The sequence below is a fragment of the Rhizobacter sp. Root1221 genome (genome assembly GCF_001425785.1).
Classification (GTDB): domain Bacteria; phylum Pseudomonadota; class Gammaproteobacteria; order Burkholderiales; family Burkholderiaceae_C; genus Rhizobacter.
In genome coordinates, this window is sequence record NZ_LMDI01000013.1 from 24,197 (window position 1) to 38,048 (window position 13,852).

15 protein-coding genes are annotated in these 13,852 nt (G+C 68.8%); 9 read left to right on the forward strand and 6 right to left on the reverse strand.

Going from position 1 to position 13,852, the window contains the following annotated elements; genetic code table 11:
- Positions 1 to 34: 34 nt before the first annotated feature.
- A complete protein-coding gene (locus ASC87_RS11685) occupies positions 35 to 1,372 on the reverse strand; it encodes an aspartate aminotransferase family protein (RefSeq protein WP_056661353.1) in 1,338 nt (445 codons plus the stop codon).
- Positions 1,373 to 1,707: 335 nt separating this feature from the next.
- On the opposite strand from ASC87_RS11685, the gene aceA reads away from it, so the two are divergent.
- The gene (gene aceA, locus ASC87_RS11690) at positions 1,708 to 3,003 is read left to right on the forward strand and encodes an isocitrate lyase (RefSeq protein ID WP_056661356.1); all 1,296 of its coding nucleotides are present in this window, start codon (positions 1,708 to 1,710) and stop codon (positions 3,001 to 3,003) included.
- A gap of 100 nt (positions 3,004 to 3,103) precedes the next feature.
- On the opposite strand, the gene ASC87_RS11695 is transcribed toward aceA, so the two are convergent.
- Positions 3,104 to 4,252 carry an iron-containing alcohol dehydrogenase gene (locus ASC87_RS11695; RefSeq protein ID WP_056661608.1) on the reverse strand — a complete coding sequence of 383 codons (1,149 nt, stop codon included), beginning with the start codon at positions 4,250 to 4,252 and terminating at the stop codon, positions 3,104 to 3,106.
- Positions 4,253 to 4,364: 112 nt separating this feature from the next.
- Between ASC87_RS11695 and ASC87_RS11700 the strand changes: the two genes are divergently transcribed.
- The gene (locus ASC87_RS11700; RefSeq protein ID WP_056661359.1) at positions 4,365 to 5,282 is read left to right on the forward strand and encodes an alpha/beta hydrolase; all 918 of its coding nucleotides are present in this window, start codon (positions 4,365 to 4,367) and stop codon (positions 5,280 to 5,282) included.
- Positions 5,279 to 6,136, forward strand: a complete 858-nt coding sequence (locus tag ASC87_RS11705; protein ID WP_056661362.1) for a YbgC/FadM family acyl-CoA thioesterase — start codon at positions 5,279 to 5,281, stop codon at positions 6,134 to 6,136. Before ASC87_RS11700 ends, ASC87_RS11705 begins: the two co-directional genes overlap by 4 nt.
- 11 nt (positions 6,137 to 6,147) lie before the next feature.
- On the opposite strand, the gene ASC87_RS11710 is transcribed toward ASC87_RS11705, so the two are convergent.
- The 4 genes from ASC87_RS11710 to ASC87_RS11725 form a co-directional block, all read right to left on the reverse strand.
- Positions 6,148 to 7,107 (reverse strand): NRDE family protein, encoded by a 960-nt coding sequence (locus tag ASC87_RS11710; protein WP_056661365.1) that lies wholly within the window; start codon positions 7,105 to 7,107, stop codon positions 6,148 to 6,150.
- Positions 7,095 to 7,406: a DUF4936 family protein gene (locus ASC87_RS11715; RefSeq protein WP_056661367.1), complete on the reverse strand. Its 312-nt coding sequence runs from the start codon at positions 7,404 to 7,406 to the stop codon at positions 7,095 to 7,097. Before ASC87_RS11715 ends, ASC87_RS11710 begins: the two co-directional genes overlap by 13 nt.
- A 121-nt stretch (positions 7,407 to 7,527) precedes the next feature.
- A complete protein-coding gene (locus ASC87_RS11720; RefSeq protein ID WP_235582150.1) occupies positions 7,528 to 8,469 on the reverse strand; it encodes a cupin-like domain-containing protein in 942 nt (313 codons plus the stop codon).
- A 138-nt stretch (positions 8,470 to 8,607) separates the two neighbouring features.
- Positions 8,608 to 9,549 carry a folate-binding protein YgfZ gene (locus ASC87_RS11725; RefSeq protein WP_056661373.1) on the reverse strand — a complete coding sequence of 314 codons (942 nt, stop codon included), beginning with the start codon at positions 9,547 to 9,549 and terminating at the stop codon, positions 8,608 to 8,610.
- A gap of 66 nt (positions 9,550 to 9,615) precedes the next feature.
- Here ASC87_RS11725 and mltG point away from each other — a divergent pair, with 66 nt between their 5' ends.
- From mltG to ASC87_RS11755, 6 genes are all read left to right on the forward strand, one after another.
- On the forward strand, positions 9,616 to 10,602 hold the full coding sequence (gene mltG, locus ASC87_RS11730; protein ID WP_235582151.1) for an endolytic transglycosylase MltG: 987 nt from the start codon (positions 9,616 to 9,618) through the stop codon (positions 10,600 to 10,602).
- Between the two features lie 13 nt (positions 10,603 to 10,615).
- The gene (gene tmk / locus ASC87_RS11735) at positions 10,616 to 11,227 is read left to right on the forward strand and encodes a dTMP kinase (protein WP_056661376.1); all 612 of its coding nucleotides are present in this window, start codon (positions 10,616 to 10,618) and stop codon (positions 11,225 to 11,227) included.
- Positions 11,221 to 12,225, forward strand: a complete 1,005-nt coding sequence (gene holB, locus ASC87_RS11740; protein WP_056661379.1) for a DNA polymerase III subunit delta' — start codon at positions 11,221 to 11,223, stop codon at positions 12,223 to 12,225. Before tmk ends, holB begins: the two co-directional genes overlap by 7 nt.
- Before the next feature lie 52 nt (positions 12,226 to 12,277).
- Complete coding sequence (locus ASC87_RS11745; protein ID WP_082568566.1) at positions 12,278 to 12,679, forward strand: PilZ domain-containing protein; 402 nt, start codon at positions 12,278 to 12,280, stop codon at positions 12,677 to 12,679.
- 42 nt (positions 12,680 to 12,721) lie between these two features.
- Positions 12,722 to 13,501 carry a TatD family hydrolase gene (locus ASC87_RS11750; protein WP_056661385.1) on the forward strand — a complete coding sequence of 260 codons (780 nt, stop codon included), beginning with the start codon at positions 12,722 to 12,724 and terminating at the stop codon, positions 13,499 to 13,501.
- 118 nt (positions 13,502 to 13,619) lie between these two features.
- Positions 13,620 to 13,832 (forward strand): hypothetical protein, encoded by a 213-nt coding sequence (locus ASC87_RS11755; protein ID WP_056661388.1) that lies wholly within the window; start codon positions 13,620 to 13,622, stop codon positions 13,830 to 13,832.
- Positions 13,833 to 13,852: the final 20 nt, after the last annotated feature.

The window sequence follows — 13,852 nt, forward strand, 5'->3', positions numbered from 1 at the left end:
CAACGAGTGTGCCCGCGTGGGCGCATAAGTCAAATCACGCGGCGGATCGGATGGCCTCCGTCAGGGTCTTGAAGAGGCGGTCGATGTGATCGGGTTCGATGATGAGCGGAGGCGACAGCGCCACGGTATCGCCCGTGGTGCGCACCAGCACACCGCGCTCCCAGCAGTCCAGGAACACCTTGAACGCACGCGCGCCGGGTTGTCCGTCGATCGGCGCGAGCTCGATGCCGGCCACCAGCCCCATCGTGCGCACGTCCACCACGTTGGGCAGCTCGCGCATGGCCCGGGCGGCCGCGCCGAACGGTTCGGCCATGGTGGCTCCGCGGGTCAGCAGGCCTTCCTCCGCATAGGTGTCGAGCGTGGCGATGGCCGCGGCACACGCGAGCGGGTGCCCCGAGTACGTGTAGCCGTGGAAGAACTCGATCACGTGCTCGGGGCCGGTCATGAACGTGTCGTGGATGTGCTGTTTCGCGAGCACCGCGCCCATGGGCACGCAGCCGTTCGTGAGGCCCTTGGCGAGGGTCATCAGGTCGGGGGTGACGCCGAACTTCGTGGCCGCGAACGGGGCGCCCAGCCGGCCGAACCCGGTGATGACTTCGTCGAAGATCAGCAGGATGCCGTGCCGGTCGCAGATGGCGCGCAGGCGCTCGAGGTATCCCTTGGGGGGCAGCAGCACGCCGGTGGAACCCGCCACCGGCTCCACGATGACGGCCGCGATCGTGGAGGCGTCGTGCAGCGCGACGAGGCGTTCGAGGTCGTCGGCCAGGTCGGCCCCGTGTTCGGGCTGGCCCGCGGAAAAGAGGTTGCGCGGGTCGTGGGTGTGGCGCAGGTGGTCGACCCCGCCCAGCAACGTGCCGAACATCTTGCGGTTGGCCACCATGCCGCCCACCGAGATGCCGCCGAAGTTGACGCCGTGGTAGCCGCGCTCCCGGCCGATCAGCCGGGTGCGTGATCCTTCGCCGCGCGCCCGGTGGTAGGCGAGGGCCATCTTGAGCGCGGTGTCGACCGCCTCGGATCCGGAGTTCGTATAGAAGACCTTGTTCATGCCCGGCGGTGCGATGTGCACCAGGCGTTCGGCCAGCTCGAACGACTTCGGGTGGGCCATGTTGAAGGGCGGGGCGTAGTCGAGTTCGCTCGCCTGGGCCCGGATGGCCTCCACGATGCGCGGCCGGGCGTGGCCGGCGTTGACACACCAGAGGCCGGCGATGCCGTCGAGCACCTCACGCCCTTCGGGGGTCCAGAAGTTCATGCCCTCGGCACGGGCGATGAGGCGGGGGGCCTGCTTGAACTGGCGGTTCGCGGTGAATGGCATCCAGTGCGCATCGAGCGCGGCCTGGGTTAACGGGACGGCGGTGCCGGGGGTGGCGGTCATCGGAAGCTCCGTGGGGTCGAGGGTCGATGCCAGTCTAGGACTTCCGCGCGGCCCGTGGTGCCGAACGGTGCGACGACCCACTGTGGCACTCGCATTCCACATTCAGAAACGGGGCTTTCATGTAGTGAAATCATGGCATGCTGCGGCGCGGCAATCCTTATCTGATGGAGGAATGCCTTTTCACATCCAGAAATACGATGCCTAAGTCATTGATTTCATTGGGTGTTGCTTTTACTCTTATATAAGACATAAGTCTTCCTGCTCCACGGCTTCTTCTCTATGCTTGAGTTCACAGATTGCTCGTATTCACCTGTCTCAACCCCTAGGAGATCCACATGACGCAACTCACCCGCGAACAGCAAATTGCCGCCCTCGAGAAGGACTGGGCTGAAAATCCCCGCTGGAAGGGCATCAAGCGCGGCTACACCGCGGCCGACGTGGTCCGTCTGCGTGGCTCGCTGCAAGTCGAGCACACCTACGCGAAGCGTGGCGCCGAGAAGCTGTGGAACCTGATCAACACCGAGCCGTTCGTCAACTCGCTCGGCGCGCTGACCGGCAACCAGGCCATGCAGCAGGTCAAGGCCGGCCTCAAGGCCATCTACCTGTCCGGCTGGCAGGTGGCGGGTGACGCCAACAGCAATGGCGAGATGTACCCCGACCAGTCGCTGTACTCGGTGGACTCGGTGCCCAAGGTCGTCAAGCGCATCAACGCCACCTTCGCCCGCGCTGACCAGATCCAATGGTCGGAAGGCAAGAACGACATCGACTACTTCGCCCCGATCGTGGCCGACGCGGAAGCCGGGTTCGGCGGTGTGCTGAACGCCTTCGAACTGATGAAGGCCATGATCGACGCGGGTGCCGCCGGCGTCCACTTCGAAGACCAGCTGGCCGCGGCCAAGAAGTGCGGCCACATGGGCGGCAAGGTGCTCGTGCCCACGCGTGAAGCCGTCGCCAAGCTCGTGGCGGCCCGCCTGGCTGCCGACGTGTCGGGCGTGTCGACCGTGCTGCTGGCCCGTACCGACGCGGAAGCCGGCGACCTGGTCACCACCGACGTGGACGACAACGACAAGCCGTTCCTGACCGGCGAGCGCACCGTGGAAGGTTTCTTCCGCACCCGCAACGGCCTGGAACAAGCCATCAGCCGCGGCCTGGCCTACGCTCCGTACGCCGACCTGATCTGGTGCGAAACCGGCAAGCCGGACCTGGCTTTCGCCAAGGCCTTCGCCGACGCCATCCACGCCAAGTTCCCGGGCAAGCTGCTGTCGTACAACTGCTCGCCGTCGTTCAACTGGAAGAAGAACCTCGACGACGCCACGATCGCCAAGTTCCAGCGCGAGCTGGGCGCGATGGGCTACAAGTACCAGTTCATCACGCTGGCCGGCTTCCACAGCCTGAACTACTCGATGTTCGACCTGGCCTACGGCTACGCCCGCAACAACATGAGCGCCTTCGTCGAACTGCAGGAGAAGGAATTCGCTGCGGCCGAGAAGGGCTTCACCGCCGTGAAGCACCAGCGCGAAGTGGGCACGGGTTACTTCGACGCGGTCACCACCACGATCGAACGCGACGCATCGACCGCCGCGCTGAAGGGCTCGACGGAAGACGAACAGTTCTTCGACAACAACCACTGAACCGTCACGTGGGGCCGCGCGGCGAAAAGGCCGCGCGGATGAGGAGACAGGGGCCCGGGGGCAAACGCGTCCGGGCTTTCTCGCGTGGGCGCACGAGACGTCACATCGACGCTTCGAGCATCTCGCGGTAGTCGTCCCGGGTGGCCAGGCGCGGGTTGGTCTTGTGGCAGTGGTCCACCATGGCCCCGTCGATCACCCGCTCGAACAGGTCCCGGGTGACCCCCATCACGGCGAGGCCCGACGGCAGGCCCAGCCGCGCGTTCAATGCCCGGATGGCCTCCGCCACGTCATGGCCGGCGGCGTCGCACGATGGCAGCCCGATGGCGTGGGCGATGCGCTGCAGGCGCCGGTCCTTCACCATCGATTCCGCCGGGGCGTTGAAGCGCACCACCGCGGGCAGGAACACCGCGTTCAACGTGCCGTGGTGCAGTTTCGAATTCACGCCACCGAGGCTGTGGCTCAGCGAGTGCACGCAGCCCAGCCCCTTCTGGAAGGCCATGGCGCCTTGCATGCTGGCGCTCATCATGTTCCAGCGGGCCTCGCGGTCGCTGCCGTCCTTCGTGGCCCGTTCGATGTGGGCCCATCCCCGTTCCAGGCCGTCGAGCGCGATGCCGTCGGCGGGCGGGTTGACGGCCGGGGCCATGAAGGTTTCCAGGCAATGGGCGATGGCGTCCATGCCGGTGGCGGCGGTCAGCAGGGGCGGCAGGCCGAGCGTGAGCTCGGGGTCGCAGATGGCGGCCTTGGGCATCAGCAGCCAGTTGTGGAACCCTAGCTTGCGGCCGTCGTCGACGATCACGATGGCACCGCGTGCCACTTCGCTGCCGGTGCCCGCCGTGGTGGGCACGGCGATGACGGGGGCCACCGCGGCGGTGATCTTCGGGCTGCCGCCTTCGATGGTGGCGTAGGTCTTCAGCGGGCCCGGGTGGGTGGCGGCGATGGCCACGCCCTTGGCGAGGTCCATGCTGGAGCCACCGCCCACGGCGACCAGGCCGTCACAGCCCTCGGCGCGGTAGACGTCGACGGCCGCGCGCACGGCGGCCTCGGTGGGGTTGAACGGGGTCTGGTCGTAGATGGCGTGGGGCCGGCCCGCGAGGGCGGCGAGGGCCTTGTCGAGCACACCCGCCTGGCGCACGCCGGGGTCGGTGACCACGAGCGGCTTGCGGATGCCAGCCCGCTCGCACTCCTCGGGCAGCAGGTTCACCGCGCCAAAATCGAGCTGGATCTGGGTGAGGTAGAGGATGGTGGCCATGGGCAGGATGGGCAGGGGATCGAACACACTCAGTATGCTCTGGTCTGCGCCCCTTCCCGACCGCCCGACCTTCGATGGAAACCCTGTGATCTCGCCTTCCCCGAGCCCCGCGATGCGGGGCCTGCTCGACCGCATCCGCCGCGCCGGCCAGCCGCCGTTCCATACCCAGACCGCCGCCGAGGCTCGCGCGCTCTATGCCCGCAGCGCCGAGGTGCTGGACCTGCCGCGCGCGCCGCTTGCGCGGGTCGAGGACGTCACCATCCCCGCATTCGATGGCACGCCGCTGCCGGCACGCCTGTACGCACCTTCGGCCGGACGCTTGCCGGTGATGCTGTACCTGCACGGCGGCGGGTTCACCATCGGCAGCATCGAGACCCACGACAGCCTGTGCCGCCAGCTGGCCCTGCGCAGCGGGGCGGCGGTGGTGTCGCTCGGCTACCGCCTGGCACCCGAACACCGGTTTCCGATGGCGGTGGAAGACACGTGGGCCGCGTTGCGCTGGCTGCACGAGGCAGGCGCCACGTCGCTCGGCCTCGATGCGGCGCGCCTGGCGATCGGGGGCGACAGCGCCGGTGGCACGCTGGCAGCAGTGACCGCGCTCTGGGCGCGCGACCAGGGCATTGCGCTGCGGCTTCAACTGCTCATCACGCCCGGCACGGCGGATGTCGCCTCCATGCCATCGCGTGCGGCATTCGCCGAAGGTTTCCTGCTCGATGCCCGTACGATCGACTGGTTCTTCGACCACTACATCACGGTCTCCGGCCGGGCCGACTGGCGCTTCGCGCCACTCAACGCCGATGATGTCGAGGGGGTTGCGCCCGCGTGTTTCGTGCTCGCGGAATGCGACCCGCTGGTCGACGAAGGTGTGGCGTACGCTGACCGTCTGCGTGCCGCCGGCGTGCCGGTCGACATCGACATCCAGCGTGGCATGACCCACGATTTCATCAAGATGGGCCGCGCGCTGCGCGAGGCCCAGGCCGCGCAGGCGTTTGCCGCCCGCGCACTGACCCACGCATTCGAGGCACCATGAAAAGAAGCGAGTTCCGATTCACCGAGCGCCTGCGCGTGCGCTGGGCCGAAGTCGACATGCAGAAGATCGTCTTCAATGGCCACTACCTGATGTACATCGACACCGCCGTGTCGGGCTACTGGCGGGCCATGGCGGCACCGTACGAGGACACGCTGAAGTACCTCGGCGGCGACCTGTTCGTCCGCAAGTCCACGCTGGAATACCACGCACCGGCGCGTTTCGACGACGTGCTCGACGTGGGCATCCGCTGCGGCCGCGTCGGCAACTCGTCGATGGTGTTCAACGGCGTGGTGTTCCGCCAGGACGAGGTGCTCGTCAGCGCGGAGCTGGTGTACGTGTTCGCCGATGCAGTGGCCCCCACGCCGAAGCCGGTGCCCCAGGAACTGCGCGAGCTGCTGCAGAACTTCGAGGCGGGGCGGCCCATGACCAACGTGCGCGTGGGGTCCTGGGACGAACTGGGCGCCGATGCCCACCGCATCCGCACCACCGTGTTCATCGAGGAGCAGGGCATCCCGGCCGAGATGGAATGGGACGATGCCGACCAGGGGTGTGTGCACGCCGTGGCCTACAACCACTTCGGCGCCCCGTTGGCCACCGGCCGGCTGCTGGAGCACGTGCCGGGTGTCGCGAAGATCGGCCGCATGGCCGTCTCGCAGCCGATGCGTGGCAGCCGCGTGGGCAAGGCCGTGCTCGACGCGCTGATGAAAACCGCCCGCGAGCGCGGCTACCGCGAAGCGGTGCTGCACGCGCAGGTGTCTGCGTCGCCCTTCTACGTGCGGTCGGGCTTCGTGCCGCGCGGGCCGGTGTTCGACGAGGTGGGGATCCCCCACGTCGAGATGGTGTGCGCGCTGTGAGAGTCAGCCTCTCAGGCCGTGGCGCGCTTGCGCCGTGCCGGCGGATCGGGCTTGAGCAGCGTGCGCACGCGGGTTCGCCGCACGGGCTGGGCCATCTCCTGCGTCTCGGTGCTTTCCGTGACGGCTTCCTGCGCACTCGCGTGAGACGGGGGGGCTTCGGCGTAACGCGGCGGCCAGTCCTTCAGCAGTGATCGGCGCAGCAGTGCCATGCCACCGGTGGCGCTGAACGTGCGCTCGAACACGTGGGTCACGAGCCGCTTGTTGACCCGCTCGGCGATCACGAGCGTGGAGCAGCGTGTGCCATAGGTCTGGTCGGGGGTGCGGATGAACGCCGATGACAGCACCTTCTCCCATTCCGCCGACACCCCGGTGTTGGGCAGTTCGCCATCGTCGGCCGGGGTGCGGTCGCCCAACGCCTCGAACAACCGGGCGGCGAGTGCGTCGACGGTTTCGCAGGTGCCGACGGCCTCGCGCACCGCGTCCTTCAGCACCTCGACCTTCGGCCACGGGGTGTCGAGCGTGCCGTTGGAGAGGCCGTAGAGCCCCCGCTCGAGGCGCACCGGGTGCGAGCTCTGGTTCGTGGCGTAGAAGCAGTCGCCCCGCTGGAAATCGGCGGCGATCAGGTTGAAGCCGTTGTAGCCGCTGAGGGCGGTGCGCATCCAGAAGCGGTCGGTGGTGGCGTCGCCAGCGAGCCAGCGCTGCACGATCTCGCCGCGCGACGGTGCGCCGGCATCGCGCGGGGCGGTGGGCGCACGCACGTTGGTGACCATGGCCATGCGGCCTTCGGCGGTGAGGCCGAGCCAGGTGCCGCCGGCCTCCAGGTCACGGCCGCCCAGGATGTCCGGCAGGCCGGGGCCGGGTGACCACCACGCGAGGCGGGCGGCGGGCCGGTTGAAGAATTCGTCGCGGTTCCCCGCCACCACGAGGGGGAAGCGGCGCGACTGGTCGATGGCGAGGGTCAGCAGGCACATGGTACGAAGACCTCGACGTGGCGCGCGGTGCAGCCCAGCGGCGCCAACGCCTCGGCCGCGGACTGTTCGATCGATTGTTCAAGCGCCTCGGTGACCCCGTCGGGGTGCCCGGGCAACGCGTAGGTTTCCATCCAGGTGTGCCATCCATCAGCCGGTTCAGGCCGGCGCAACAGGCGGGCCTGCAGGCCGGGGAACCGGTTCCGCAGGCGCGTCTGGTGCGCCATGACCTCGGACTGCAACGCGGTCGCGTCTGCCGTCTTCGCTCGATAGTAGATGAACAACTCGCGGGCGACGGCCATGGTGGTGGGCAGGGGTTGTGAACTTGTCGACGCAGATGCCTCCCTTGGTCAGGGGGGTACCGGATTCTCGCCGCGAGGTGTGCAGCGTGTCACGAACGGGCGGCAAGCCCCTGCGGGGGCGTCAGTCGATCAGGGCAAGCGCTCCCAGCGCGCCGATGGCGCCCAACGCGCCCACGGCACCCGCTGCGCCGAGATTGCGCACGCGGGTCTTGAGCTGCTTGCCGGTGCGCCACGCGCCGGCCTTGGCTGCGTCGCGCCAGCGGTTCGCGCCCACGCCGGCCGGGTTCAGCTTCAGCCGTCGCAGGTGGTCGTTCAACACCATCGCGTCGGTCAGCAGCAGGTTTTCGTCGGTCTTGAAAAAGAGCGACAGCGAGATCGAGACTTCACTGGGGCCATTGCGCACGTGGTGCCCCGCCACGAACGGGATGTGCAGCGTGTCGCCGGGCTGGAAGTCGTACGTGGTGGCGAGCGCGTCCATCTCCGGCCGCCACAAGGGCCGCTTGCCCGAGTACGCCACCAGGCTCTCGCGCACGTCGGCGTTCATCACGGCAGGGTCCCATTGCGGGAACACCGAGATCTGCTTGCTTCCCTGGAACTGCATCAGGAAGTTGGTGTAGCGGTCGATGTGGAACGGCGTGATGCTGTCGGGCGACGAGATGAACAGGTACATCTTCGGGTCGTTAGGCTGGCCGCGGGTGCCGGCGGCGTCGAGCACGCCGCGCACGTCCTTCATCAGCTCCCGGTACAGCGGGTGGAACGATCCGTCACGGTCCGGTTCGCGGATCATGATGTACGAGTTCGACGTCTTCAGCGTGTCGATGGTCTCCTCGATCGACATGCCGTTCGCGTGGTCGCGGGCGGCGGTCTCGAAGTTGTCGCTGCGCTTCAACTTGCCGCTCGAGTAGTGCACCTGCCAGTCCGGCAGCGTGGGGATCATCCGGGCGAGGTTCGACATCTCGAGCGCCGGGTGGCCCAGCAGCCGGTGCTTGAACATGAAGGGTTCGCGGTCGAACAGGTCGGGCCGGACGTCCTCGGCGAAACAGGTCATGCGTGTACTGGTCACGGGCGTTGCTCCAATGCGGTCTTCGATGAGACGGCAGTGTGCAGAGCCCGCAAGATGGGCGCAGTCACGCGTTCGAGGGGAGGGGGCGTGCCTCCCGCCGTGATCGTGAACTATTGACACCCCTGCCCGAGGGGGAGGTCAGTCAGCCGCTTCGGTGGTGACCTCGTAGGGCATGGGCGCCTGCGTGAGCAGCGGTCCGTCGGCGGCGCCCAGGTGCAGCGTGCCGTCGTTCAGTGCCGCGAGTTTCATCTCGGCGAGCACGCTGCTGCCACCGGGGGCTCCCGGCAGGGTCACCGCGTTGACCACCATGCCGGCGGGCTGGCCCGGGTCGGCGCTGTGGAAGATTTCCTGGCCGGCCGCAGCCGGGGCCGCACCGAAGAACAAGTAGGTGCGGCGCTTGATGGTGCCGCGGTACTGGCTGCGGGCCACGATTTCCTGGCCGGGGTAGCAGCCCTTCTTGAAGTCGACCCCGCCGATCAGTTCGTAATTCAGCATCTGGGGCACGAACTGGTCCACCGTGGGGGCCTCGATGGCGGCGACACCGCTCTGCACCTCGCCCCAGCGCCAGGCGGCCAGGTCGAGGGCGGGCAACGCGGGGGCGGCCGTGCCGGCCGGTGCCACCCACAGATAGCGGGCGGCGCTGGCCACGTCGGGCAGGCGAACCACGCTGGCACCATCACGTTCGGTGCGGCCCCAGATGGCGGCGGGTGCGGCGGCGCCCAGCCAGGCCGTGGCCGACGGGCCGGCGAGGCCCAGGCGCTGCAGGTCGGCCGTGGCGTCGGTGAGCTTGCACTTCGCGCGCAGCACGAACATCGACAGGCGCTTGAGCGTGGCGGGCAGCACGTCGGCGCTGCACAGCAGCAGCACCTCGTCGGCGGACGTCTTCCAGGCGGTGAAACTCGCGAGCAGCCGCCCCTTGGCCGAGCAGTAGCCGGCCAGGCGCGCGCGGGTGGTGTCGAGCAGCGCGAAGTCGTTGGTGAGCTGGCCGTGCAGGAAGGCGGCGGCGTCCGCGCCGGCGGCGCGGATGGCGCCGAGGTGCGCCAGGGGCACGGCGCCGTCGAGTGTGAAGTGGCTGGTCATGTGGCGATTATGATCACGGCCCCGTCCTCGCATTGTCCCTGGGGTCTCCGCCCCCATATCCACCTCGTGAAGTTCCTGCGCCGTTGCCTGTTGCTGATCGTGCTTGCCGCCCTGGCGGTGGGAGGTGCGGCCGTGTGGTGGTTGCAGGCGCCGCTGGCGCTGGCGGCCGACTCGGTCGAAGTCTCCATCGAACCCGGCACGTCGCCGCGCGAGGTGGCCAACCTGTGGTCGCAGGCGGGCGTGCGGTCGAATGCCTTCCTGCTGTACGAGTGGTTCCGCTGGTCGGGCCAGGCCCGCAAGATCCGGGCGGGCAGCTACCAGATCGGGCAGGGCACCACGCCGCGCGCGCTGCTCGACAAGATGGTGCGGGGCGACGAGGTGCTCGCCAACGTGCGACTGATCGACGGCTGGACGTTCCGGCAGTTCCGCGCGGAACTGGCCCGCGCGCCCGACCTGAAGCAGACCACCGCCGGCATGAGCGAGGCCGAGCTGATGGCGGCCATCGGGGCCCCGGGCCTGCCGCCCGAGGGGCGGTTTTTCCCCGACACGTATGCCTTCAGCAAGGGGGCGAGCGACCTGGTGGTGCTCAAGCGCGCCCACCGCACCATGCAGCGGCAGCTGGCCGCGGCCTGGGAGGAGCGGGCCTCTGGCACGCCGCTCAAGTCGATGGACGAGGCGCTGGTGCTGGCGTCCATCGTCGAGAAGGAAACCGGCGTGGCCTCGGAACGCGGGCTCGTGGCCGGCGTGTTCGTCAACCGCCTGAAGATCGGCATGCCGCTGCAGACCGACCCCACGGTGATCTACGGGCTGGGGCCGTCTTTCGACGGCAACCTGCGCAAACGCGACCTGCAGACCGACGGCCCGTACAACAGCTACCTGCGCGCAGGCCTGCCGCCCACGCCCATCGCGATGCCGGGCAAGGCCGCGCTGCTGGCCGCCGTGCGGCCCGACCCCACGAAGGCGCTGTACTTCGTGGCCAAGGGCAACGGCACGAGCCAGTTCAGTGACAACCTCGCCGATCACAACCGCGCGGTCAACCAGTACCAACGCTGAAAGAGGTTTCCCCGTGGGTGGACGATTCATCAGCTTCGAAGGCATCGACGGTGCGGGCAAGTCCACGCACATCGAGGCGCTGGCCCAGCGCTGGCGCGCGGCCGGCCAGGAGGTGGTGCTGACCCGCGAGCCCGGGGGCACCGACCTCGCCGAGCGCCTGCGCGACCAGGTGCTGCACACCGCGATGGACCCGCTCACCGAGGCGCTGCTGGTGTTCGCCGCCCGGCGCGACCACCTGCGCGAGGTCATCCGTCCGGCGCTGGCCGCCGGCCACACCGTGTTGTGCGACCGCTTCACCGACGCCACCTTCGCCTACCAGGGCGGTGGCCGCGGTTTCGACCCGCACGTGCTCGCCACGCTCGAAGGCTGGGTGCAGGAAGGGTTGCAGCCCGCCTTGACGGTCTGGTTCGACCTGCCGGCCGCCACCGCCGCAGGGCGCCGGGCCGCTGCCCGCACGCCTGACCGCTTCGAGCAGCAGGACACCGATTTCTTCGAACGGGTGCGTGCCGGCTACCAGGCGCGCCTGGAGCAGGACCCGGGCCGGTTCGTGCGGCTCGACGCCGCCCGCACCCGCGACGAGGTGTGGGCCCAACTGGTCACCGAACTGGAGCAGCGCGGATGGTAGGTCCTGACGGCGCCCTGCCGCTCCCCTGGCTCGCCGGCCCGCTGGCCCACGCGCTGCGCACGCAGCAGGGACATGCGCTGCTCGTGCACGGCCCGCAGGGCATCGGCCAGTTCGAACTGGCGTTGTCGCTCGCCCAGAGCTGGCTGTGTGAACAACGCACGGGCGACCAGGCCTGCGGCCACTGCGCCAGCTGCCACCTGGTGCAGGCCCGGTCGCATCCGGACCTGCTGGTGCTGCTGCCCGAGGCGCTGAGCGAGGCGCTCGGGTGGTCCACCGACGACACCGCCAGCGACAAGGCGTCCAAGGCCAAGCCCAGCAAGGAACTGAAGGTCGAGGCCATCCGCGCCGCGGTGCTGTTCGCGCAGACCACGTCCGCGCGCGGGCGGGGCAAGGTGGTGCTGGTGCACCCGGCCGAGCGCATGAACATGATCTCCAGCAACACCTTGCTGAAGACGCTCGAGGAGCCGCCCGGCGCGGCCCGGTTCATCCTGAGCTGCGGTGCGCCCCAGGACCTGCTGCCCACCATCCGCAGCCGCTGCCAGGCCGTGCCGCTGGCGCTGCCCGACGCCGAGGTGGCCCGCCAGTGGCTCGCCAGCCACCAGGTGGCCCAGCCCGAGGTGCTGCTGGCGGCCGCCGGTGGCCAGCCGCTCGAAGCGCTCGCGTGGTCGAAGGACGGGCTCGACGCCGTCACCTGGACACGCCTGCCCCGCCAATTGGCCGCGGGGGAGGCCGGCACGCTCGCCACCTGGCCGCTGCCTCGCCTGCTCGACGCGATGCACAAGCTTTGCCACGACGCCATGTGCGTGGCCTGCGATGCACCCCCCCGCTACTACCCGCCGGCGGCCCTGCCCAAGGCCGGGTCGGTGGCGGCGCTGAACGCCTGGTCCAAGGAACTCGGCACCGTGCTGCGCCACGCCGAGCACCCGTGGAGCGGCCCGCTGATGGTGGAGTCGCTGGTGCTCAAGGCGAGGAACGCCCTCGCGCCCCGCGCCAACTGATGCGCATATCCCCTGGCCAACGCGCGGCCGCCGCTTCGTTACACTGCAGACCATGAGCGAACCCACCGCCACCCCCCGTCCGATGGGCACCACCACGCTGGCCGCCGCGAATGCACCGCGGCCCAGCGTGATCCAGCTCGTTTTCCGCGAAAAGGGCGCGCTGTACGCGGCCTACATCCCCGTCTTCACCGACGGCGGCCTGTTCGTGCCTACCACCCGTGAGTACAAGCTCGGCGAAGACATCTACCTGCTGCTGTCCCTCCCGGACGACCCACAGCGTTACCCGGTGGCCGGCAAGGTCGCCTGGATCACGCCGGCCAACGCGTCCGGCGGCCGCACCCAAGGGGTGGGCGTGCGCTTCCCCGGCGACGAAAAGACCCGCCTGCTGCGCCTGAAGATCGAGGAAATCCTCGGCACGTCGATTGCATCGGCCAAGCCCACCCAGACCATCTGACCTTGCCGGCCGCGGCCTCCCTCGGCCGCCCCTTGCCTGCCCATGTTCGTCGATTCCCACTGCCACCTGGCCTTCCCCGAACTGCGGGCCAAGCTGCCCGAGATCCGTGCCGCCATGGCCGAGGCCCGGGTCGATCGCGCGCTGTGCATCTGCACCACGCTCGAGGAATTCGACGACGTGCACTCGCTCGCCACGGAATTCGACAACTTCTGGTCGTCGGTGGGCGTGCACCCCGACAACGAGGACGTGCGCGAACCCGACGTCGCCACCCTCGTGGCCCTGGCCGCCCGCCCGCGGGTGGTGGCCATCGGCGAGACCGGACTCGACTACTACCGCCTGAACGGGCGCAGCGTGGCCGACATGGAATGGCAGCGCGAGCGCTTTCGCGTGCACATCCGCGCGTCGAAAGAAACGGGGCTGCCGCTCGTGATCCACACCCGCAGCAGCTCGGACGACACCGTGGCGGTGCTGAAGGAGGAGGGCGGTGACGCCGGGGTTTTCCACTGCTTCACCGAATCCATGGCCGTGGCCCGTGCCGCGCTCGACCTGGGTTTCTACATCTCGTTTTCCGGCATCCTGACGTTCAAGAACGCGGCCGACCTGCGCGAGGTGGCCGCCTACGTGCCCCTCGACCGCTGCCTGATCGAAACCGACAGCCCCTACCTGGCGCCCGTGCCCTACCGCGGCAAGACCAACAACCCGTCCTACGTGCCCTATGTGGCCCGGCAGATCGCCGAGTTGAAGGGGGTGCCGGTCGAGGCCATCGCCCAGGCCACCACCGAGAATTTCGAACGCCTGTTCCCCGTCCGCCAGCGTGTCTGACGGGACAAGGTTGTCTGGGAACTTCTGACACGCCGTTTGGCGCGGGGCCGACTTACCGGAAATGCCCCCGGTCCCTACAGTTCATGCATCGACTTCCCCTGTTCACCGGAGAATTCACATGCAGACCTCAGACACCCTGGCCATTGCCAACCCCTTCGCGCTGATGCTCAACCCGGCCGAAGTGTTCCAGGCCATCGGGCGGTCCGATCGCCTCGAGCGTCTGCAGCGTCGTGTGTGCCGCCCGCTGGACAAGCCGCTGATCGCCCACGTGCCGGCCGATTTCAGCGACTACGACCACGCCATCGACGCCGAACCCGAAACCGATGAATGAGGGTTGACCGAGGGTAAACC